The organism is Erysipelothrix enhydrae (genome assembly GCF_035066605.1).
In the GTDB taxonomy this organism is placed as follows: domain Bacteria; phylum Bacillota_I; class Bacilli_A; order Erysipelotrichales; family Erysipelotrichaceae; genus Erysipelothrix; species Erysipelothrix amsterdamensis.
This window is the reverse complement of the sequence record NZ_CP125807.1, coordinates 102,373-120,920: the sequence shown is the minus strand read 5'-3', so window position 1 is coordinate 120,920 and position 18,548 is coordinate 102,373. Positions and strand designations below refer to the sequence as shown.

General features: G+C 38.0%; 31 protein-coding genes. 29 read left to right on the top strand and 2 right to left on the bottom strand.

Annotated elements, in window-relative coordinates; all coding sequences use genetic code 11:
• Positions 1–6: 6 nt before the first annotated feature.
• The 28 genes from rpsS to LLS04_RS00555 all read left to right on the top strand — a co-directional run bounded on the left by rpsS (position 7) and on the right by LLS04_RS00555 (position 15,403).
• The gene (gene rpsS / locus LLS04_RS00690; protein ID WP_003775192.1) at positions 7–282 is read left to right on the top strand and encodes a 30S ribosomal protein S19; all 276 of its coding nucleotides are present in this window, start codon (positions 7–9) and stop codon (positions 280–282) included.
• Between the two features lies 1 nt (position 283).
• Positions 284–619: a 50S ribosomal protein L22 gene (rplV, locus tag LLS04_RS00685; RefSeq protein WP_003775195.1), complete on the top strand. Its 336-nt coding sequence runs from the start codon at positions 284–286 to the stop codon at positions 617–619.
• Positions 620–633: 14 nt separating this feature from the next.
• Positions 634–1,410 carry a 30S ribosomal protein S3 gene (rpsC, locus tag LLS04_RS00680; RefSeq protein WP_003775197.1) on the top strand — a complete coding sequence of 259 codons (777 nt, stop codon included), beginning with the start codon at positions 634–636 and terminating at the stop codon, positions 1,408–1,410.
• A gap of 2 nt (positions 1,411–1,412) precedes the next feature.
• Positions 1,413–1,835: a 50S ribosomal protein L16 gene (gene rplP, locus LLS04_RS00675; RefSeq protein WP_003775199.1), complete on the top strand. Its 423-nt coding sequence runs from the start codon at positions 1,413–1,415 to the stop codon at positions 1,833–1,835.
• Positions 1,832–2,035 carry a 50S ribosomal protein L29 gene (rpmC, locus tag LLS04_RS00670; RefSeq protein ID WP_003775201.1) on the top strand — a complete coding sequence of 68 codons (204 nt, stop codon included), beginning with the start codon at positions 1,832–1,834 and terminating at the stop codon, positions 2,033–2,035. The genes rplP and rpmC overlap by 4 nt, the downstream gene beginning before the upstream one ends.
• 14 nt (positions 2,036–2,049) lie before the next feature.
• Positions 2,050–2,310, top strand: coding sequence for a 30S ribosomal protein S17 (rpsQ, locus tag LLS04_RS00665; protein WP_003775202.1), 261 nt, complete (start codon positions 2,050–2,052; stop codon positions 2,308–2,310).
• 12 nt (positions 2,311–2,322) lie between these two features.
• The gene (gene rplN / locus LLS04_RS00660) at positions 2,323–2,691 is read left to right on the top strand and encodes a 50S ribosomal protein L14 (RefSeq protein ID WP_254006710.1); all 369 of its coding nucleotides are present in this window, start codon (positions 2,323–2,325) and stop codon (positions 2,689–2,691) included.
• Between the two features lie 9 nt (positions 2,692–2,700).
• On the top strand, positions 2,701–3,009 hold the full coding sequence (rplX, locus tag LLS04_RS00655; RefSeq protein ID WP_281192719.1) for a 50S ribosomal protein L24: 309 nt from the start codon (positions 2,701–2,703) through the stop codon (positions 3,007–3,009).
• A 14-nt stretch (positions 3,010–3,023) separates the two neighbouring features.
• Positions 3,024–3,569 carry a 50S ribosomal protein L5 gene (gene rplE / locus LLS04_RS00650; protein ID WP_003775209.1) on the top strand — a complete coding sequence of 182 codons (546 nt, stop codon included), beginning with the start codon at positions 3,024–3,026 and terminating at the stop codon, positions 3,567–3,569.
• Entirely contained in the window at positions 3,569–3,838 is a 270-nt protein-coding gene (gene rpsN, locus LLS04_RS00645) for a 30S ribosomal protein S14 (RefSeq protein WP_003775210.1), read from the top strand. The genes rplE and rpsN overlap by 1 nt, the downstream gene beginning before the upstream one ends.
• 21 nt (positions 3,839–3,859) lie before the next feature.
• The gene (gene rpsH, locus LLS04_RS00640) at positions 3,860–4,258 is read left to right on the top strand and encodes a 30S ribosomal protein S8 (RefSeq protein WP_003775212.1); all 399 of its coding nucleotides are present in this window, start codon (positions 3,860–3,862) and stop codon (positions 4,256–4,258) included.
• Positions 4,259–4,273: 15 nt separating this feature from the next.
• A complete protein-coding gene (gene rplF, locus LLS04_RS00635) occupies positions 4,274–4,819 on the top strand; it encodes a 50S ribosomal protein L6 (protein ID WP_003775214.1) in 546 nt (181 codons plus the stop codon).
• Between the two features lie 21 nt (positions 4,820–4,840).
• Entirely contained in the window at positions 4,841–5,197 is a 357-nt protein-coding gene (gene rplR, locus LLS04_RS00630; protein ID WP_123171273.1) for a 50S ribosomal protein L18, read from the top strand.
• A 14-nt stretch (positions 5,198–5,211) separates the two neighbouring features.
• Positions 5,212–5,718, top strand: a complete 507-nt coding sequence (gene rpsE / locus LLS04_RS00625; protein ID WP_013853151.1) for a 30S ribosomal protein S5 — start codon at positions 5,212–5,214, stop codon at positions 5,716–5,718.
• Between the two features lie 12 nt (positions 5,719–5,730).
• A complete protein-coding gene (gene rplO, locus LLS04_RS00620; protein ID WP_323611363.1) occupies positions 5,731–6,171 on the top strand; it encodes a 50S ribosomal protein L15 in 441 nt (146 codons plus the stop codon).
• On the top strand, positions 6,171–7,469 hold the full coding sequence (gene secY, locus LLS04_RS00615) for a preprotein translocase subunit SecY (RefSeq protein ID WP_003775221.1): 1,299 nt from the start codon (positions 6,171–6,173) through the stop codon (positions 7,467–7,469). Before rplO ends, secY begins: the two co-directional genes overlap by 1 nt.
• Positions 7,470–7,487: 18 nt before the next feature.
• Positions 7,488–8,138 (top strand): adenylate kinase, encoded by a 651-nt coding sequence (locus tag LLS04_RS00610; RefSeq protein ID WP_003775223.1) that lies wholly within the window; start codon positions 7,488–7,490, stop codon positions 8,136–8,138.
• Positions 8,135–8,905: a type I methionyl aminopeptidase gene (gene map, locus LLS04_RS00605; protein WP_323611361.1), complete on the top strand. Its 771-nt coding sequence runs from the start codon at positions 8,135–8,137 to the stop codon at positions 8,903–8,905. The genes LLS04_RS00610 and map overlap by 4 nt, the downstream gene beginning before the upstream one ends.
• A complete protein-coding gene (infA, locus tag LLS04_RS00600; protein WP_003775226.1) occupies positions 8,902–9,120 on the top strand; it encodes a translation initiation factor IF-1 in 219 nt (72 codons plus the stop codon). Before map ends, infA begins: the two co-directional genes overlap by 4 nt.
• 23 nt (positions 9,121–9,143) lie before the next feature.
• Positions 9,144–9,257, top strand: a complete 114-nt coding sequence (rpmJ, locus tag LLS04_RS00595; protein ID WP_016357297.1) for a 50S ribosomal protein L36 — start codon at positions 9,144–9,146, stop codon at positions 9,255–9,257.
• 15 nt (positions 9,258–9,272) lie between these two features.
• A complete protein-coding gene (gene rpsM, locus LLS04_RS00590; RefSeq protein WP_323611357.1) occupies positions 9,273–9,638 on the top strand; it encodes a 30S ribosomal protein S13 in 366 nt (121 codons plus the stop codon).
• Between the two features lie 25 nt (positions 9,639–9,663).
• The gene (gene rpsK, locus LLS04_RS00585) at positions 9,664–10,053 is read left to right on the top strand and encodes a 30S ribosomal protein S11 (protein ID WP_003775229.1); all 390 of its coding nucleotides are present in this window, start codon (positions 9,664–9,666) and stop codon (positions 10,051–10,053) included.
• Positions 10,054–10,085: 32 nt separating this feature from the next.
• Positions 10,086–11,045, top strand: a complete 960-nt coding sequence (locus tag LLS04_RS00580; protein WP_003775232.1) for a DNA-directed RNA polymerase subunit alpha — start codon at positions 10,086–10,088, stop codon at positions 11,043–11,045.
• 11 nt (positions 11,046–11,056) lie between these two features.
• Positions 11,057–11,419: a 50S ribosomal protein L17 gene (rplQ, locus tag LLS04_RS00575; protein WP_003775234.1), complete on the top strand. Its 363-nt coding sequence runs from the start codon at positions 11,057–11,059 to the stop codon at positions 11,417–11,419.
• A gap of 353 nt (positions 11,420–11,772) precedes the next feature.
• Complete coding sequence (locus LLS04_RS00570; protein ID WP_254006709.1) at positions 11,773–13,053, top strand: PTS sugar transporter subunit IIC; 1,281 nt, start codon at positions 11,773–11,775, stop codon at positions 13,051–13,053.
• A gap of 65 nt (positions 13,054–13,118) precedes the next feature.
• Positions 13,119–13,424, top strand: coding sequence for a hypothetical protein (locus LLS04_RS00565; RefSeq protein ID WP_254006708.1), 306 nt, complete (start codon positions 13,119–13,121; stop codon positions 13,422–13,424).
• A gap of 9 nt (positions 13,425–13,433) precedes the next feature.
• Positions 13,434–14,522, top strand: a complete 1,089-nt coding sequence (locus LLS04_RS00560; RefSeq protein WP_323611355.1) for a DUF871 domain-containing protein — start codon at positions 13,434–13,436, stop codon at positions 14,520–14,522.
• On the top strand, positions 14,519–15,403 hold the full coding sequence (locus LLS04_RS00555; RefSeq protein WP_323611354.1) for an N-acetylglucosamine kinase: 885 nt from the start codon (positions 14,519–14,521) through the stop codon (positions 15,401–15,403). The genes LLS04_RS00560 and LLS04_RS00555 overlap by 4 nt, the downstream gene beginning before the upstream one ends.
• Before the next feature lie 4 nt (positions 15,404–15,407).
• On the opposite strand, the gene LLS04_RS00550 is transcribed toward LLS04_RS00555, so the two are convergent.
• Positions 15,408–15,614, bottom strand: coding sequence for a helix-turn-helix transcriptional regulator (locus LLS04_RS00550; protein WP_323611352.1), 207 nt, complete (start codon positions 15,612–15,614; stop codon positions 15,408–15,410).
• A gap of 10 nt (positions 15,615–15,624) precedes the next feature.
• Positions 15,625–16,089 (bottom strand): hypothetical protein, encoded by a 465-nt coding sequence (locus LLS04_RS00545; RefSeq protein WP_323611351.1) that lies wholly within the window; start codon positions 16,087–16,089, stop codon positions 15,625–15,627.
• Positions 16,090–16,291: 202 nt separating this feature from the next.
• On the opposite strand from LLS04_RS00545, the gene LLS04_RS00540 reads away from it, so the two are divergent.
• The gene (locus tag LLS04_RS00540; protein ID WP_323611350.1) at positions 16,292–18,430 is read left to right on the top strand and encodes a 5'-nucleotidase C-terminal domain-containing protein; all 2,139 of its coding nucleotides are present in this window, start codon (positions 16,292–16,294) and stop codon (positions 18,428–18,430) included.
• Positions 18,431–18,548: the final 118 nt, after the last annotated feature.

Here is an 18,548-nt window from a genome sequence, read left to right as displayed (position 1 = left end):
AAAGATATGAGTCGTAGTTTAAAAAAAGGACCATTTTGTGATCTTCATTTAATGAACAAAGTTGAAAAACTAAATGCAGAAAGCAAAAAAGAAGTAATTAAAACATGGTCACGCCGTTCAACTATTTTCCCTCAATTCGTTGAGCATACGTTTGCGGTGCATAATGGTAAGGAACACGTTCCAGTGTTTGTTACTGAAGACATGGTAGGACATAAATTAGGTGAGTTCGTACCAACACGTCGTTATACAGGTCACGCAGCTGACAAGAAGGCGGGTCGTTAATATGGAAGTAAAAGCAATAGTTAAAACAGTTCGTGTTACTCCACGTAAAGCACGTCTTGTTCTAGATGAAATTCGTGGACTTGATGTCGATCATGCAGCAGCTATCTTAAGATATACACCTAATTCTGCTTCAAAAGTAATCGCTAAAGTCTTAGACTCAGCAATTGCAAATGCAACAAACAATCATCAATTAGATGAAGAAAAACTTTACATCTCAGCATGCTATGCTGATGAAGGTGTAACAATGAAGCGTTTCAGACCTAGAGCTAAAGGTTCTGCAGCGCCAATCATGAAGCGTACAAGCCACATCACTGTTGTGGTTTCGGAACGCGCCTAAAGGGAGGACAGACAATGGGACAAAAAGTACATCCGATCGGTATGCGCGTTGGTGTCATTCGTGATTGGGAATCACGTTGGTATGCTGAAAAAGATTTCGCAAATTTATTACACGAAGATAAATTAATTCGTGACTATATTTTCAAAAATCTTAAAGATGCATATGTATCACGCGTAGAAATCGAACGATCAAAGAATCGTGTTGACATCATTATCCGTACAGCTCGCCCAGGAGTTGTTATTGGAGTTAATGGTGCAAATATTGAAAAAGTTAAAAAAGATATTGCAAAAATCTCAGAAGGCAACACAGTTAACATTAAAGTGTTAGAAGTTGCTAACCCAGATTTAGATGCTCATTTAGTTGCTCGTAATATTGCTGAGCAATTAGAACAACGTGCATCATTTAGAACTGCTCAAAAACGTACAATTCAACGTACAATGCGCGCAGGTGCTAAAGGAATCAAAACTGCCGTTTCAGGCCGTTTAGGTGGAGCAGATATGGCTCGTTCAGAAGGATATTCAGAGGGAATCGTTCCTCTTCATACACTTCGTTCAGACATTGACTACGCACACTATGAAGCTAATACTCAATTTGGTATCTTAGGTGTTAAAGTTTGGATCTGCCGCGGTGAAGTATTACCAGGTCAAAAGGTTCAAGAACCTGAAGCACCTAAGGGTGGTAAGTTTGATCGACCACGTCGTCGTCGTAACGACCGTCGTCCAAACAACAACCCACGTAATGCTAAACCAGCAGCTTCAGCTGCATCAAAAGACGAGCAAGGAGGTAACTAGTTATGTTAATGCCAAAACGTACAAAATATAGAAAACCACATCGTCTTTCATACGAGGGACGTTCAAAAGCTGGACGTACTGTTGCTTTTGGAGAATACGGTTTGGTTGCTGAATCAGGAAACTATGTAAGTAACCGTCAAATCGAATCTGCTCGTATTGCAATGACTCGTTATATGAAACGTGGTGGGAAAGTTTGGATTAAAATCTTCCCTCACTTAGCAATCACTAAAAAACCATTAGAAGTTCGAATGGGTTCTGGTAAAGGTGCACCTGAAGGTTGGGTTGCAGTTGTTAAGCCAGGTCGAGTAATGTTTGAAATTGCTGGAGTACCTGAAGAAGTAGCACGCGAAGCGTTCCGCTTAGCTTCACACAAACTAGCAGTTAAAACTCGATTTGTTAAAAAGGGAGAGGAGGAACAAGTATGACAACAGTAAAAGAAATCCGTGAAAAAAATGACGCTGATTTATTAGTTGAAATTGATGCTTTAAAGGAAGAGTTATTTGATTTACGTTTCCAACAAGCAATTGGTCAACTTGAAAATCCTGCTCGATTAAGAGAAATCCGTAAAACGATTGCTCGGATTAAGACAGTGATCACTGAGCGCGAGCTTAGTGACAATAAGTAGGAGGACACAACGCGATGGAAAGAAACAAGCGCAAAGTTTACCGTGGTACTGTTGTATCTGATGCAATGGATAAAACGGTAGTAGTAGAAGTAAAAACGTCAAAACGTCATCCATTGTATGGAAAACGTGTAAACTATTCAAAAAAATTCAAGGCTCATGATGAAACTAATGAAATCAAAGTTGGAGATATTGTTGAAATTATGGAAACTCGTCCATTATCAGCAACTAAATTCTGCCGCGTTACTAAATTAGTTGAAAAAGCCGAAGTATTGTAGGAGGTTGTCAAGATGATACAAAATGAATCAAGATGTAAAGTCGCTGACAACACTGGTGCTAAGGAAATCTTAGTAATTCGTTGCCTAGGTGGTAGCCGTCGTCGTTCAGCAAGCATTGGAGACATTGTTGTTGGTACGGTTAAACATGCTATTCCTGGTGGAACAGTTAAAAAAGGTGATGTCGTTAAAGCGGTAGTAGTTCGTACTAAATACGGTGTACGTCGTGAAAATGGATCATACATTAATTTTGATGATAACGCAGTTGTTATCTTAAAAGATGATATGACTCCTCGCGGAACTCGTATTTTTGGACCGGTAGCTCGCGAGCTTCGTGAATATAATTTCATGAAAATCGTATCATTAGCACCGGAAGTGTTATAGGAGGCTTTTATGAGAATCAAACGTGGAGATAATGTTCAAGTAATTACAGGCTCATACAAGGGCACCATTGGTGATGTCATTGAAGTTTCACCTAAACATGACAAAGTTAAGGTTGAAGGTGTTAATTTAATTAAAAAACACATGAAACCAAGCCAAATGAACCCAGAGGGTGGTATTCTTGAACAAGAAGCATGGATTCATGTTTCAAACGTAATGTTATACGATGCTAAAGCGAAAGCTCCAAGCCGTGTAGCTTACACAGAAGAAAAAGGTAAAAAAGTTCGCGTCTATAAAAAATCAGGCGCAGCAGTAAAATAAGGAGGTATAGCTAAATGAACTTAAAAGAACAATACAAAAATGAAGTAGTTGCTAAATTAGTTGAAGAATTTAACTATACTTCAGTAATGCAAACACCTAAACTCGAAAAAATCGTAGTTAACATGGGTGTTGGTGAAGCAATCAACAACACAAAATTCTTAGATGATGCTGTTGCTGATTTAGAAATTATTACTGGTCAAAAACCAGTTATCACAAGAGCTAAGAAATCAATTGCTAACTTCAAATTACGTGAAGATATGCCTATTGGATGTAAAGTTACACTTCGTGGTCAAAAAATGTATGACTTCTTAGAAAAACTTATCAAAGTTGCTCTTCCTCGTGTACGTGACTTCCGTGGTATTAACGGTGGATCATTTGACGGACGTGGTAACTATACTATGGGTGTTAAAGAACAATTAATTTTCCCAGAAATCGATTTTGACAAAGTTAATAAAGTTCGTGGTATGGATATTACTATCGTTACTACAGCTAAAACAGATAAAGAAGGTTATGCTTTACTTTCAATGTTAGGCATGCCATTTAAAAAGGAGGGTAACTAATGGCTAAGAAATCAAAAATCGCTCGTGAAAAACAACGTCAAGAGATCGTAGATCGCTACGCAGAAAAACGTGCTGAACTAAAAGCCAAAGGTGACTACGAAGGACTTCAAAAACTTCCTCGTAATGCATCACCTGTACGTCTTCACAACCGCGATATGGTTGACGGACGCCCTCACGGATACTTACGTAAATACGGTATGTCTCGTATTCGCTTCCGCGAAGCTGCTCATAAAGGGCAAATTCCAGGCGTTAAAAAGGCAAGCTGGTAGTATAAAGGAGGAGCTTTTCAGATGTATGTAACAGATCCAATCGCTGATTTACTTACACGTGTTCGTAATGCTATTCAAGCAAAACACGATGTAGTTGAAATTCCAGCAAGTAAAGAAAAAACAGAAATCGCTAGAATTTTGAAAGAAGAAGGTTTTATCCGCGACTACCTAGTTAGTGGTGAAGGAATCAAGAAGACAATTACAATTGTTCTTAAATATGGTCCTAACAACGAACGAGTAATTAGCGGGTTAAAACGAATTTCAAAACCTGGTAAACGCGTATACGCGAAGACAAATGAAGTTCCACGTGTTCTTAACGGACTTGGAATTGCAATCATTTCAACTTCAGAAGGTATGCTAACAGACAAGCAAGCTCGCGCTAAACATGTTGGTGGCGAAGTCTTAGCTTACGTTTGGTAAGAGAGGAGACACTAAATGTCACGTATCGGAAATAAAACGATTACCATTCCGGCAGGCGTTGAAGTCGAATTAAAAGCTGGCAATGAGGTGACAGTAAAAGGTCCTAAGGGAACTTTAACACGTCAGTTCAGTGAGCTTTACGAAATCGAAATCAACGGAAGCGAAATTAACGTTAAACGCCCGAATGATTCAAAAAAAGTTAAACAATTACATGGTACTACACGATCACTAATCGCTAACATGATTACTGGAGTAAGTGAAGGATTCACTAAATCTCTAGAATTAGTTGGTATCGGGTATCGTGCATCTAAGTCAGATAACAAGTTAGTCTTGAATGTTGGATACTCACATCCAATCGAGTTTGAACTAGAAGATGGTGTAGATATCGAAGTACCTAGCGCAACAGCTATTAACATCACAGGTGTTGATAAGCAACGCGTTGGAGAATGGGCAGCAAACATTCGTGCTACTCGTAAACCTGAACCATATCTCGGTAAAGGTATTAAATACAAGAATGAAGTTATCCGTCGCAAAGAGGGTAAAACAGCAGCTAAGAAATAGTGGGAAAGGAGAATTTGAACGATGGCAAAAAAATTATCAAGAAATCAAGAACGAGTTCGTCGTCATGCTCGAGTTCGTCGTAAAGTCAGTGGAACGCAAGAACGCCCACGTCTTAGCGTGTATCGATCAAATGGAAACATTTCTGCACAAGTTATTGATGATGTTACAGGTAACACATTAGTATCAGCAGGATCGGTACAAATGAAACTCGCAAATGGCGGTAATATTGAGGCAGCAGCGCAAGTTGGTAACGCTGTAGCTAAATTAGCATTAGAAAATGGAATTAAATCTGTAGTGTTTGACCGTGGTGGTTATATTTATCATGGACGTGTTAAAGCATTAGCAGAGGCAGCTCGAGAAGCTGGACTAGAGTTTTAATAAGGAGGAACATGATGAATCGTAAACCTAGAAGAGAACAACGTGAACAAGAATTCGAAGAACGCGTTGTTGTCATCAATCGTGTAACTAAAGTTGTTAAGGGTGGTCGTCGTTTCCGCTTCGCTGCTCTAGTTGTAGTTGGTGACAAAAAAGGTCGCGTCGGTTTCGGAACAGGTAAAGCCAACGAAGTTCCAGATGCAATCCGCAAGGGTGTTGAAGCCGCAAAGAAAAACTTAATTAACGTTAAGATGATTAACGGAACATTGCCACACGCTAACACAGGAAAATTTGGTGCCGGAGAAGTATTTGTACGTCCTGCAGCAGAAGGTACTGGAGTTATTGCTGGTGGAGCAATTCGTGACGTTATGGAGTTAGCAGGAGTTACTGACGTGCTAACAAAATGTATTGGTTCACGTACACCAATCAACATGGTTCGTGCAACATTTGAAGCACTTGAATCAATGAAAACTGTTGATGAAGTTGCGAGTTTAAGAGAAATCAAAGTCGAAGACGTACGATAGTAGGAGGCCTTTATGAAATTACATGAATTAAAATACAATGAAGGTGCACGCCAAGATCGTAAACGTCTTGGTCGTGGACAAGGTTCAGGAACTGGTAAGACATCAGGAAAAGGTCACAAGGGTCAAAATGCTCGTAGTGGCGGTGGTGTTGCACTAGGATTTGAGGGTGGTCAAACACCATTGTTCAAACGTATTCCTAAACGCGGTTTCAAAAACGTTAACCGTGTGGACTACGCAGTTGTTAACTTAAGTTCATTAAACGTATTTGAAGACGGAACTGAAGTTACAATTGAAGCACTTTTAGAAAAAGGAATTATCAAAAAAACACTTGACGGAGTTAAAATCTTAGGTCAAGGTGAATTAGAGAAAGAATTAGTTGTTAAAGCTAACGCATTCTCAAAATCAGCAGTTGAAAGTATTGAAAAATTAGGTGGAAAAGCAGAGGTAATCTAATGAGATTTTTTACTGATTTATTCAAAAATAAAGAAATCAGAATAAGAATCATTTTCACACTTGCATTGTTATTGATTTATCGACTAGGGACAGTTATTCCTGTTCCTAACGTCGATAGCGTTAAAGTCGCAGGATCAATGGCAAGCGAACTAAACTCAAATACATTAGTTGGAATGATGAATATTCTTGGTGGAGGGTTTATCCAATCATTTTCAATTTTCGCTCTAGGTGTAGGACCTTACATTACCGCATCAATTATTATCCAATTGTTATCAATGGATGTTATACCATATTTAACTGAGCTAACGAAATCTGGTCAAAAGGGTAAATTACAACTTGACCGAATTACACGTTATCTTGGAGTGGTATTAGCATACGTTCAAGCGATTGGAATTATTAGCTTACTCAACAATCAACATAAGATTTTGTTGAGTAGTACTGTAGCGGACTACTTCTTTATGGGAACTGTAATGGCTGCGGGAACAATGTTCCTTCTATGGCTTGGTGATCAAATCACTCAAAAGGGTGTAGGTAATGGATTATCAATGATTATTTTCGCAGGTATCGTATCAAATCTTCCAAGTCAATTTAAAGGCGCTTTCGCTGAAATGACTAAGGGTGGTACAACTATGGGCTTTGTATGGTGTGCAGTTTATGTGCTTCTATACTTAGCGATTATTATTCTTGTTATTTATATGAACGGTGCCGTTCGTAAAATTTCAATTCAATATACATCAAACGTAGGTGGAACTACACGTGGTAAGAGTATGAACCATTTGCCATTAATGATTAACTCTGCATCAGTTATTCCAGTAATTTTTGCTGGAGCAATTATGCAAGCACCAGTTATTGTTATGAGTTGGATTAACCAAAATAGTGGTTTCTATAAATTCATGACAACGACAATGAGCTTACAACAACCAGTAGGATTGATTGTTTATGCATTATTAATAATTGCATTCACATTCTTCTACACTCACTTACAAGTTGACCCTGAGAAAATTTCAGAGGACTTCGGTAAGAATGGATCTTATATCCCAGGCGTTCGCCCAGGTAAAGATACAAAAAATTACATTAGTACGATTTTGAATCGTATTACGGTATTAGGATCGTTATTCCTAACGTTTGTAGCACTACTCCCTCATGTGTTACCAATGATTACACGAGGAGCAATTCCAGCAAGTACAGCAATTGGTGGTACTGGTATCATCATCGTTGTCGGAGTTGCACTTGAAACAGTTAAAGAACTTGAGGGTCGTATGACACAACGTTCATATAAAGGTTTATTTAACAAATAACAATTAGGAGGACAGTTTATGAATTTATTAATCATGGGTCCTGCTGGTAGTGGTAAAGGTACAATGTCAGCGCATATTGTTGAATTGTTCAATGTTGCTCACATTTCAACTGGAGATATGTTTAGAGAAGCTATCTCAAATGCTACTCCAGTTGGAATCGAAGCAAAATCTTATATTGATCAAGGAAAGCTTGTGCCTGACGAAGTAACCGACCGCATGGTAAAAGAGCGTATCTCAAAAGATGATTGCTTGAATGGTTACTTATTGGATGGATATCCACGTAACTTACATCAAGCAGAAGCACTTGAGGTAATGTCAAATGATATTAACCGCCCTATTGATTTAGTAATCAATCTTGAGGTAGAATATGAGGAGCTTGTAAATCGAATTACAGGCCGTCGTCTATGTAAAGATTGTGGTGCAATCTATCATATTGACAATAATCCACCTAAAGTAGAATCTAAATGTGATATTTGTGGTGGAGAACTATACCAACGAAGCGATGACAATGAAGAAAAACTTCAAGTCCGTTTTGAAGAGTATATTAACCAAACAAAACCAGTTATCGATTATTATCGTGAAAAAGGTTTAGTTCGTGACGTTAATGCATCTCAACCTGCAGAAAATGTTATGAATGAGATAAAAAACATCTTGGAGGCGGTTAAATGATATCAACCAAGTCTGAACGTGAGTTAGAATTAATGCGCGAAGCCGGTCGAATTGCTTTTGAATGCCAAGAGGCAGTTAAAGCAGCAATCCAACCAGGCGTATCAACCAAACATTTGGATGATATTGCTCGTAACTATATTCTAAGTCAAGGTGCAACACCAGCGTTTCTTGGTTATGATGGATTTCCGGGTTCAATATGTGCTTCGGTAAATGAAGTTTTAGTTCATGGTATTCCTAGTTCAGAGGTAATCCTCAAGAATGGTGACATTATCACGATTGATGTTGGCGCTATTTATAAAGGTTATTACAGCGATCATGCTTGGACATATCCTGTTGGGGAAATAAGTGATGAAGCACAAAACTTATTAAAAGTAACTGAAGAGTCGTTATTTGCAGGAATTGAATCTGCTGTAGCGGGAAATCGTATAGGAGATATTGGTCATGCAGTTATGACGGTTGTTCAACCATTTGGTTATGGACTGCCTGTTGAATACTCAGGACACGGTGTCGGAACTTCGATGCATGAAGCTCCATACGTACCCAATGTTGGTGTTCCTAATAAAGGAGCGCTTCTTCGCAAAAATATGGTTATTGCGATTGAACCTATGGTTCAAATTGGAACCAATAAAACATCTGTATTAGATGATGAGTGGACTGTTGTTTCAGAAGACAGATCCTTAACAGCTCATTTTGAACATACAGTAGTAATTCTTGAAGATAGTTATGAAATTTTAACTCGAACAAAGGAGGCTTTTAAACACTCATGAGCAAAGAAAATGTTATCGAAGTAGATGGAGTAGTTCTTGATACATTGCCTGGAGCAATGTTTAAGGTGGAACTCAGTAATGGTCATGAAATTTTAGCTCACGTATCTGGTAAAATCCGTATGCACTACATTCGCATTTTACCGGGAGATCGCGTGACTGTTGAGATTTCGCCTTACGATTTATCACGTGGGCGCATTACATTTAGACATAAATAAGATAGTTTTAGGAGGATAATACTATGAAAGTAAGACCATCTGTAAAACCAATGTGTGAAAAATGTAGAGTTATTCGACGCAATGGTAGAGTAATGATTATTTGTGAAAATCCAAAACACAAACAAAGACAAGGATAGGAGGACGTCATATTAATGGCTCGTATAGCAGGAATTGACATTCCACGTAACAAACGTGTAGTAGTCTCATTAACATATATCTACGGTATTGGCTTAACAACATCAAAAGAAATCTTAACAAAATGCGAAATCAGCGAAGATATCCGCGTTAAAGATTTAACTGAAGAGCAAGTTAATGCAATCCGTCGTGAAATAGAATCAATTAAAGTTGAAGGGGATCTTCGTCGTGAAGTTAACCTTAACATCAAACGCTTAATGGAAATCGGTTCAAACCGAGGAATCCGTCATCGTCGTGGCTTACCAGTTCGTGGACAACGTACAAAAACAAATGCACGTACACGTAAAGGACCTCGTCGTACAGTAGCGAACAAGAAGAAATAATAAGGTTAATTAGGAGGAAAACGTAATGGCAAAAGCAAAAGTAGCTCGTAAACGTCGTGTCCGTAAGAATATAGCACGCGGAGTTGCACATATTCATTCGACATTTAACAATACTATTGTTACAATCTCAGATGAACAAGGAAATGTTATCGCTTGGTCAAGTGCTGGTGCTTTAGGCTTTAAGGGTTCACGTAAGTCAACACCTTATGCAGCTCAAATGGCATCAGAAGCAGCAGCTAAAGCGGCAGTTGATCATGGTATGAAAACAGTTGAAGTTAGTGTTAAAGGACCTGGACCAGGTCGTGAATCGGCAGTTCGTGCACTTCAAGTAGCAGGACTAGAAATTAGTGTAATTAATGATGTTACACCAGTTCCGCACAATGGATGCCGTCCACCAAAACGTCCACGTGGATAATAATATAAACTATAACAAGGAGGTATTCATAGATGAACAAGTTTGAACGTGCGAAATTTGAAGTAAAAGAATTTGATGAAACAGCACATTATGGTAAGTTCGTTATCGAACCACTTGAACGTGGTTTTGGTAATACTATCGGGAATGCGCTAAGACGTGTACTCCTTTCATCTTTACCAGGCGCAGCAGTTTACTCAATCAAAATTGAGGGTGTGTATCATGAATTCACATCAATTGCAGGCGTTGGAGAAGATGTTACAGGTATCGTTCTCAACGTTAAGGATCTTGTTTTAAATGTACAAGATGAAGAAGTTTATACACTTCGAATCTCACAAAAAGGTCCTAAAGTTGTAACAGCAGCTGACATCGAATGCCCAGCAAATGTGGAGATCTTGAATAAAGATCACATCATTGCAACACTTGCAGAAGGTGCAGTGTTAGAGATGGAGCTTAAAGCTCGTAATGGTCGTGGCTATGTAAGTTCTGATGAAAACAAATTAATCTATCAAAATGCATCACAAGGAATTGGCACGATTTTTACAGATTCTATTTATACTCCAATTGAAAGAGTTAAGTATCACATCGAACCGACACGTGTCGGTCAAGACTCTAAATATGATCGTTTAATTATGGAAGTTTGGACTAACGGTTCAATTCAACCACAAGTAGCGTTATCATTAGGTTCAAAAATTTTAATGGACCATTTAGAACAAATTGTTGCAATTAAAGATTCAGTTTATGAAACAGAATCAGTAATTAAACCTGATGTATCAGGCGTTGAAAATCCAATGGCAACAATGATGATCGAAGATTTAGACTTGTCAGTTCGTTCATATAACTGCTTAAAGCGCGCAGGTATTCAAACAGTTGAAGAGTTAACACTTAAAACTGAAGATGAAATGATGCGCATTCGTAATCTAGGTAAGAAGTCACTTAAAGAAGTTAAAGACAAACTCCATGATCTTGGATTAGGCTTTAAATCATTTGAATAGGAGGAAATAGAATGAAAAACCGTAAATTAGGTCGTGATTCAGCTCACCGTAAAGCATTGCTACGCAATCTTTCAACTAGCTTAATTGTTCATGGTCGAATCGAAACAACAGAAAAGAAAGCAATGGAACTACGTTCTGTTGCTGATAAACTTGTAACTCTTGCAAAACGCGGGGACTTACATGCTCGTCGTGAAGCAGCGAAAATCGTATTTAACGTTGTTGCAGATGAAAAAACTGGTCAAACAGCGCTTCAAAAACTATTTGATGAAGTTGGACCTAAATATGCAGACCGTAATGGTGGTTACACACGTGTAATCAAAACTGAAATGCGTCGCGGTGATGCAGCTCCAATGGCTATTATTGAATTCGTTTAATTTTAGTTAATAAAGATAAATTTTAGTATGCACGGAATCCTTACGGTTTCCGTCTCGAGATACTATAATTATTTCTTTTAAAACCGTTTTAGATTTCTAAAGCGGTTTTTTTGCGTTTTGAACGCTATAAAGAGCAAGAGGCAGGGTTAAAATAGATTTATTGCATCATAAACTCTCAATTATTAAAGTTCTGTAGACAGGCTAGAAACGAGTTATACGCCGGTTGTCTACAATTTAGAAGATAGAAATAATATTTCAATATTTGGCCAAAGATAATGAAAATATAATTTGACTTATTAGATGAAATAAGGTAATTTAATATTAAGGGTACATAAGTACCAAGGAGGAGAAATATGGACGCATTTATTAAGTTTTTGGATGAAAAATTGTCCGCGCCAATGGCTAAACTTGCGAACCAACGACATTTACGTGCAATTCGCGACGGGATTATCGCAACATTGCCGTTAATCATCGTAGGATCTTTCTTTTTAATTCTCGCAGCACCGCCGTTGCCTGAAAGTTGGAAACTTTATCAATTTCTAACTGAGCATGCAGCTAAAATATTATTACCATTCCGATTGTCAATGGCAATCATGACCTTGTATGCAACATTCGGAATTGGATCAAGTTTAGCTAAGTCTTATGATTTGGATGAACTATCGGGAGGAATTCTTGCAACTGCAGCCTTTCTACTGACTTTTATTCCGATAAATATCCCTGCAGATGCAGGCTTGGAGGTATCTGGATGGGTATTACCAATGGCAAACCTTGGTGGAGCAGGTATGTTTGTTGGTATCATCACTTCCATTCTTGCAGTAGAAATATTCCGTTGGACTGATAGATCAAACTTTAAGATCTCCATGCCACCTCAAGTTCCTACATCTGTAGCACGTTCTTTCGAAGCACTTGTGCCAACTGCAATTATTCTTATTCTCATGGCAACAATTACATATTGGATTGGCTTCAATTGGCATACATTTATTGCGGGACTTGTTAAACCAATTGTACATGCAGCGGATACCTTACCAAGCGTACTTATTATCGTATTCTTAGTGACATTCTTTTGGTCATTTGGGATCCATGGTGTATCCATTATCGGTACATTAGCACGACCAATTTGGTTACAACTTCTTGATAAAAATACAGCTGCTTTAGTAGCTGGAGATGCACTTCCAGCAATAAGTGCAGAACCTTTCTATCAATGGTTTATTTGGATTGGAGGTTCAGGAGCTACTATTGGGCTTGCAATAGCGATGGCGTTTTTCTCGAAATCTGCGTATGCGAAATCACTCGGGAAAACAGCATTTATACCGGCGTGCTTCAATATTAACGAACCAATTATATTCGGAGCACCAATCGTAATGAACCCAATTCTTATTATTCCCTTTATCATTACCCCAATGGTGGGAACAATCATCGCATGGGTGGCTACATCAGCCGGTCTTGTGAACCGTGTTATCGTAACAGCACCTTGGACCTTACCAGGGCCAATTGGTGCCTATATCGCAACTGGAGGAGATTATAGAGCCTCGATTCTAAATATTATTTTAATAATAATTTCAGTGGTGATTTACTATCCGTTCTTTAAAATTTATGATAATAAATTATTGGAAGAAGAGCGCATTGGAAATTAAAGATTTTTAACTTAGACGAAGGTCTTGCATCCGCAAGACCTCTTTCATTAAATATGAGGTATACTATGTATAAATACGAAAAAAGTAATTCTGCACCACTTATTAGTTTTAAAAGTGCATTTATAATTGTTGGGAGTATTCTTTTGGGAACAATTTTGATACCAGCGATGCTTAAACAATTAGGATTAAACCAAAAATGGATTGAGGTACTTGTAGTATCAGGGATCACCTCACTCTCGACAAGTTTTTGTTTCTTCTTTATTGAAACAAATAAGCGTTTAACCCGGTCATTTTGGATTGTTTCTATCGTCTTATTTTTCGTTATCGGTCTTATCTCGACATTTTGGATTTACGAAATATTATATATATAAGGAGTTAGTATGAGAAAACTTGGAATATCAATTTATCCTGACAAATCGTCAGTTGAATCAATGAAGCGTTATATCAATGATGCAGCCGAAGCGGGTTTTTCCCGAATTTTTTCGTGTTTGTTGTCAGTAGATAAACCAAAATCAGTTATCAAAGAGGAGTTTTTAGAAATAAATCGTTATGCTCGATCAAAAGGATTTGAAATTATTGTGGACGTAAGTCCCCGAGTCTTCAAAGATCTTGACATCAGTTATACAGACCTTTCATTCTTTTCTGAAATTGAGGCGGATGGATTAAGACTGGATGCTGGTTTCGGTGGAAGTGAAGAGGCAATGATGACTTTTAATCCATATAATTTAAAAATAGAAATCAATATGAGTAATGATACGCATTACATAGACACGATTATGGATTATCAGCCGAATCAATATAATCTAATTGCTTGTCATAATTTCTATCCACACCCATACTCGGGACTTAACGAAGATTTTTTTGTGAAGTGTACTCAAAACTTTACAAAATACGGTTTGCGTTCTGCTGCCTTTGTGACAAGTCAAGCGGAAGGATCATATGGACCGTGGCCAGTTTCTGATGGTCTTGTTACGTTAGAGAAACATCGTTATTTACCAATTGATGTGCAAATCAAAGATTATGTTGCAATGAACGTAGTTGATGACATTATTATTTCAAATTGTTATCCTACCAAGGAAGAGATGGAAGCGATTAAAAAAATCGATCTTTACAAGTTAAATTTATCTGTCGAATTAGTTCCAGATATTCCAGAAGTTGAGCGAAAGATTGTCCTAGAAGAACCCCATTTTAATCGTGGTGATTTGGGTGACTTCTTAATTCGCTCTACGATGTCACGCGTAAAGTATAAAGGGCACGATTTTAAAATATTTAACTCTCCGGACGTAATCAAACGTGGCGATATTATTATTGAAAGTAGTTTATTTGGTCATTATGCGGGTGAATTACAGATTGCAACCAAAGATATGAAAAATACAGGGAAATCGAATGTCGTGGGTCATGTCATCGCGGAAGAACTTTTCTTACTTGACCGTATTAAGCCATGGCAAAAGTTTAGTTTTACATTATGAAGTATTATTTAGGCATTGATGCAGGGGGAACTTATACGCGTCTGGTACTCTTTAACGATGATGGTCATGAAGTTGATGCCCTCCATTTAGAGAGTATTCATTACATGCAAGTTGGTTTTGATGGTATTACAAAGATTCTCCAGCAAGGAAAGGCTGAATTTGAGAATCGCGGCTATTCTTTTGAAGCAGTTGATGTTGCGATTGGGACAGCGGGTTATGGAAACGACTCAAAAATAAGAGAAAAAATTGAGAATGCCATTTGGTTGGTATTTCCAAATGCTCTTATTATGAATGATGCGCATTTCGCAATGGTCTCAGCACTGGATAACGATGATGGCGTGTACATTATTTCGGGTACAGGTTCAATTGCGATGCGTAAAATAGGATGTACTATGGACCGGCGAGGCGGTTATGGGTATTTGTTGGGTGATGAGGGAAGTGCTTTTTGGATTGGGCGCCATTTATTAAGTGTTTTTACCCAAGAATCGGATGGCCGTCTCCCGAAATCTGATTTCTATCACGCGATGATGGTGCATTTCAAATTAAAACAGCCGTATGATCTTGTGAGTGTTGTGAATGAAGCCCAAGACCGTTATCGAAGCTTTGCTGCTGAGGTTAGCCTTGTGGGTTCTAGATGCTTGCATGTTGACCATGTTGCTACAACTTATCGAAATGCGGGTATTGAACTTGCGAAACTCGCAAACAGTTTTGAGCTCAATGGAAAGACGAAAATTGCTCTGGGCGGCGGTGTCCTTTTAAATAATGAGTGTGTTCGAGCTTCATTCATCGAACATATTCATGAAGACTATGAGGTTGTGCCGAACCATCAAACTGTTGAATATGCTGCTTATCTACTTTTAAATCAAAAAAACCCCTTATGAAACTTCATAAGGGGTTTTCTTCGTATTGAAATAGTACATCAAGGGTACAATTCAAAACAATTGCGCATTTAAACGCAAGTTCTAAAGACGGATTGTAGAAACCTTTTTCTAGGGCAATAACGGTTTGACGTGAGACGCCAACTTGTTCAGCAAAATATTGCTGGGTATAACCGAGTTCTTCGCGTTTATCACGAATATGATTTAGAATCAAAATAGGCCTCCTAGCGATAGTAAAGTTGTCTGAGTTTGAAGTAATAACAAAGCTCATAGATCGTGAATAGAATCCCGATTGCGTATAGTATTGTACTACTTTTAACTAAAAGGGGTCCCATAATTAATACGGATAGGTAAATGAGTACAGTCATTACAAGAATATTGCCAGCAAAGCGTCGTGCTGGCGCATCTATTAAAATACTGCGTTCATCTTCATCGAGTTGATCAATTTCTTCGAAAAGAAATGTTTTCCAAGAATGTCCACTTTTTCTCTTGTAGATAAAAAGAACTGTAAGGGCAAATGTAATAAAAATAAAAACCCATATAATTGAAATTTTAGCCTGATTTGTGACGGGTCCCACACCTGCATCACTTATGATTAGCTGTTTTATCTTATCAAATTGGATCATGGTCCCAAGGAATCCCCAAATTAGGATTATTACATAAATAATTCGATTACGTGTTTGTTTCATAGTATTCCTCCTGTTAAGTTAACTTTACAATAACTGTATCGACATGTCAAGTTAAGTTTACATGGTGATGTATTGTCTTTAAAGGATATTTTTGAGAATTGCTTTAACTTGCGGAATTGCATCAATGGTATCGAATTCATCTGATTATGCTTGAACTATCACTGTTTATTTCTTACGATTGATGTTGTAGGAGGAAGTTACAATGAAAAAGCCGAAAATTATTCTTTTAGTTTTATCGCTTATAACACTTATTACTCCTGGACATCTTGTCCTGTCTGCGGCTGCAGATAATGCCACGCAAGACTCAAATACTGTTACCATCATGCATACGAATGATATGCACGGTCGTTTTGGTACGAAGTCTCTTGGTCTTGCACATATTAAAACACTTAAAGATGAGATAAATCCACTGCTTTTAGTCGATGGTGGTGATGCCTTTCAAGGTCTACCTATTTCAAATGTAGATAAAGGGGCGAGTATGGCAAAAATTATGAATGCCGTTGGCTATGATGCAATGGTCGTTGGAAACCACGAGTTTGATTTTGGTACAGCGGTTGCATTAGGTGAAGAGGAAGGTTTTGGATCAAACTTGAAGTTTCCAGTTCTTTCATCAAATACAATTTATACTGAGTCAAATCAGAAAGTATTTAAAGAGTCGACGCTTATTTCGAAACCAAATCCAAACTCTACGCTTATCGAGAAGGATGGCTATAAAATTGCCGTAATTGGGGCAACAACACCTGAAACACAGACTAAAACGCATCCTAAAAATATTGAAGGTATATCGTGGTTGGATCCAATTCCAACAGTTACACATGAAATTTTAAAAGAAGAATACCAGGATGTAGATTTTTATGTTGTCTTAACACACCTCGGTATTGATAATGAAACTAAAACTGCATGGCGCTCAGATACGTTAGCGCATTCTTTATCTGAAAACAGTAACATGAAGGACAAGAAGATTCTCATCGTAGATGGTCATTCTCATACACCCATCGAAAAGGGAATTCATGTTGGAGATAATGTAATCTTAGTTCAAACTGGAGAACATCTAAATAACGTAGGACTTGTAACACTTAATTTAGATGATTTCAGTTCAAGTGTTGCGAAATTAATTCCTTTAAAAGACATTGCGAATCAACCGGATCCAGAAATTATGAAAATTATTCAAACTTCAGATGCTGCATATTCGGATCTCGTTTCGAGAGTCATAAAAGAAAATAATACGATAGATTTCCAAGGGCAACGTGACTTCGTACGTGTTCAAGAAACAAACTTAGGTAATATTATTACGGACTCGATGGTTGCTTATGGAAAAGAAGGATTTAGAAATCCTACAGATTTCGCGGTCATTAATGGTGGCGGTATACGGGCAAATCTTTCGAAGGGACCGATTACACTGGGTGATGTAATTAGTGTATTACCATTTGGAAATGTCATGTCACAAATTTCCGTAACAGGGCAGCAAGTATGGGACATGTTTGAATTCTCACTTCGTACTGATGTGCAAGATGTTCTTGATCATCATGGACTCCCAAAATTAGGTTCAAATGGTGGTTTCTTACATGTATCGGATACGATACGCATCCATTATGATCCGACTAAAGATGCATCCAGTCGGGTCCTCGGAATTGATATCTATGATGTCAAACAAGATCGATTCGTCCCAATCAATTTAGAAAAAACCTATCACATGGCGACCAATGATTTTCTAGCTGCTGGTGGAGATGGTTACTCGATGTTGGGTGGTGCGCGTGAAGAAGGCCCATCCCTTGATGCAGTCTTCGCAGATTACATGGAACATAACGCATTTATCGATTGGGAACGTTATGATGAAACTCAAAATCCTCAACGTATCATTTCGATTCTTGAAAAAGATTATGTCATCCCAAGTGTTACCCCTTTAGAGTTTGAAGCACTTGAACTAATCCTGGACAAAGCAAAAACAATTAAACCGAATGACTATACAGAAGAAAGTTTTCAAAACCTACAGGATGCGATTGCTGTCGGAGAATCTTACCTTCAGTCTCTAAGTAAGAGAACCGCTTCACCGGTTTCACAAGACGATATTAATAAAGCGATTGCGCAGATTGAAGATGCGATTGCGAATCTCAAACTTAAAGACTTGGATAAACCAATCGTAGTCCCTGAAAAACCGGTAACACCTGGTATCGATATGAAAACTCCAGTTTTATCAGGGGATCAACAAACTACAAATATCTCGACCTTACCCAAGACAGGTATAAACAAGCGTTTTACTTATGGTCTAGGGAGCGGTTTAACTGTTCTTGGTTGGATTCTTGTGAGAGGGATTCATAATAAAGAAACGGATAACCAATAAGAAATGAGTGCACAAATAAATCTCAAGAATTAATTTTAAAATTAACACGAAGTTTACACAATCTTCCTTATCTTATAACTTTAATTTCCATTCGAATTTGTGTTAGAATAGTAATAGA

Bases quoted from the DNA above. Each gene is read 5' to 3' on its own strand.
- rpsS (WP_003775192.1), top strand. From the start codon at position 7: ATGAGTCGTAGTTTAAAAAAAGGACCATTTTGTGATCTTCATTTAATG.
- rplV (WP_003775195.1), top strand. From the start codon at position 284: ATGGAAGTAAAAGCAATAGTTAAAACAGTTCGTGTTACTCCACGTAAA.
- rpsC (WP_003775197.1), top strand. From the start codon at position 634: ATGGGACAAAAAGTACATCCGATCGGTATGCGCGTTGGTGTCATTCGT.
- rplP (WP_003775199.1), top strand. From the start codon at position 1,413: ATGTTAATGCCAAAACGTACAAAATATAGAAAACCACATCGTCTTTCA.
- rpmC (WP_003775201.1), top strand. From the start codon at position 1,832: ATGACAACAGTAAAAGAAATCCGTGAAAAAAATGACGCTGATTTATTA.
- rpsQ (WP_003775202.1), top strand. From the start codon at position 2,050: ATGGAAAGAAACAAGCGCAAAGTTTACCGTGGTACTGTTGTATCTGAT.
- rplN (WP_254006710.1), top strand. From the start codon at position 2,323: ATGATACAAAATGAATCAAGATGTAAAGTCGCTGACAACACTGGTGCT.
- rplX (WP_281192719.1), top strand. From the start codon at position 2,701: ATGAGAATCAAACGTGGAGATAATGTTCAAGTAATTACAGGCTCATAC.
- rplE (WP_003775209.1), top strand. From the start codon at position 3,024: ATGAACTTAAAAGAACAATACAAAAATGAAGTAGTTGCTAAATTAGTT.
- rpsN (WP_003775210.1), top strand. From the start codon at position 3,569: ATGGCTAAGAAATCAAAAATCGCTCGTGAAAAACAACGTCAAGAGATC.
- rpsH (WP_003775212.1), top strand. From the start codon at position 3,860: ATGTATGTAACAGATCCAATCGCTGATTTACTTACACGTGTTCGTAAT.
- rplF (WP_003775214.1), top strand. From the start codon at position 4,274: ATGTCACGTATCGGAAATAAAACGATTACCATTCCGGCAGGCGTTGAA.
- rplR (WP_123171273.1), top strand. From the start codon at position 4,841: ATGGCAAAAAAATTATCAAGAAATCAAGAACGAGTTCGTCGTCATGCT.
- rpsE (WP_013853151.1), top strand. From the start codon at position 5,212: ATGAATCGTAAACCTAGAAGAGAACAACGTGAACAAGAATTCGAAGAA.
- rplO (WP_323611363.1), top strand. From the start codon at position 5,731: ATGAAATTACATGAATTAAAATACAATGAAGGTGCACGCCAAGATCGT.
- secY (WP_003775221.1), top strand. From the start codon at position 6,171: ATGAGATTTTTTACTGATTTATTCAAAAATAAAGAAATCAGAATAAGA.
- LLS04_RS00610 (WP_003775223.1), top strand. From the start codon at position 7,488: ATGAATTTATTAATCATGGGTCCTGCTGGTAGTGGTAAAGGTACAATG.
- map (WP_323611361.1), top strand. From the start codon at position 8,135: ATGATATCAACCAAGTCTGAACGTGAGTTAGAATTAATGCGCGAAGCC.
- infA (WP_003775226.1), top strand. From the start codon at position 8,902: ATGAGCAAAGAAAATGTTATCGAAGTAGATGGAGTAGTTCTTGATACA.
- rpmJ (WP_016357297.1), top strand. From the start codon at position 9,144: ATGAAAGTAAGACCATCTGTAAAACCAATGTGTGAAAAATGTAGAGTT.
- rpsM (WP_323611357.1), top strand. From the start codon at position 9,273: ATGGCTCGTATAGCAGGAATTGACATTCCACGTAACAAACGTGTAGTA.
- rpsK (WP_003775229.1), top strand. From the start codon at position 9,664: ATGGCAAAAGCAAAAGTAGCTCGTAAACGTCGTGTCCGTAAGAATATA.
- LLS04_RS00580 (WP_003775232.1), top strand. From the start codon at position 10,086: ATGAACAAGTTTGAACGTGCGAAATTTGAAGTAAAAGAATTTGATGAA.
- rplQ (WP_003775234.1), top strand. From the start codon at position 11,057: ATGAAAAACCGTAAATTAGGTCGTGATTCAGCTCACCGTAAAGCATTG.
- LLS04_RS00570 (WP_254006709.1), top strand. From the start codon at position 11,773: ATGGACGCATTTATTAAGTTTTTGGATGAAAAATTGTCCGCGCCAATG.
- LLS04_RS00565 (WP_254006708.1), top strand. From the start codon at position 13,119: ATGTATAAATACGAAAAAAGTAATTCTGCACCACTTATTAGTTTTAAA.
- LLS04_RS00560 (WP_323611355.1), top strand. From the start codon at position 13,434: ATGAGAAAACTTGGAATATCAATTTATCCTGACAAATCGTCAGTTGAA.
- LLS04_RS00555 (WP_323611354.1), top strand. From the start codon at position 14,519: ATGAAGTATTATTTAGGCATTGATGCAGGGGGAACTTATACGCGTCTG.
- LLS04_RS00545 (WP_323611351.1), bottom strand. From the start codon at position 16,089: ATGAAACAAACACGTAATCGAATTATTTATGTAATAATCCTAATTTGG.
- LLS04_RS00540 (WP_323611350.1), top strand. From the start codon at position 16,292: ATGAAAAAGCCGAAAATTATTCTTTTAGTTTTATCGCTTATAACACTT.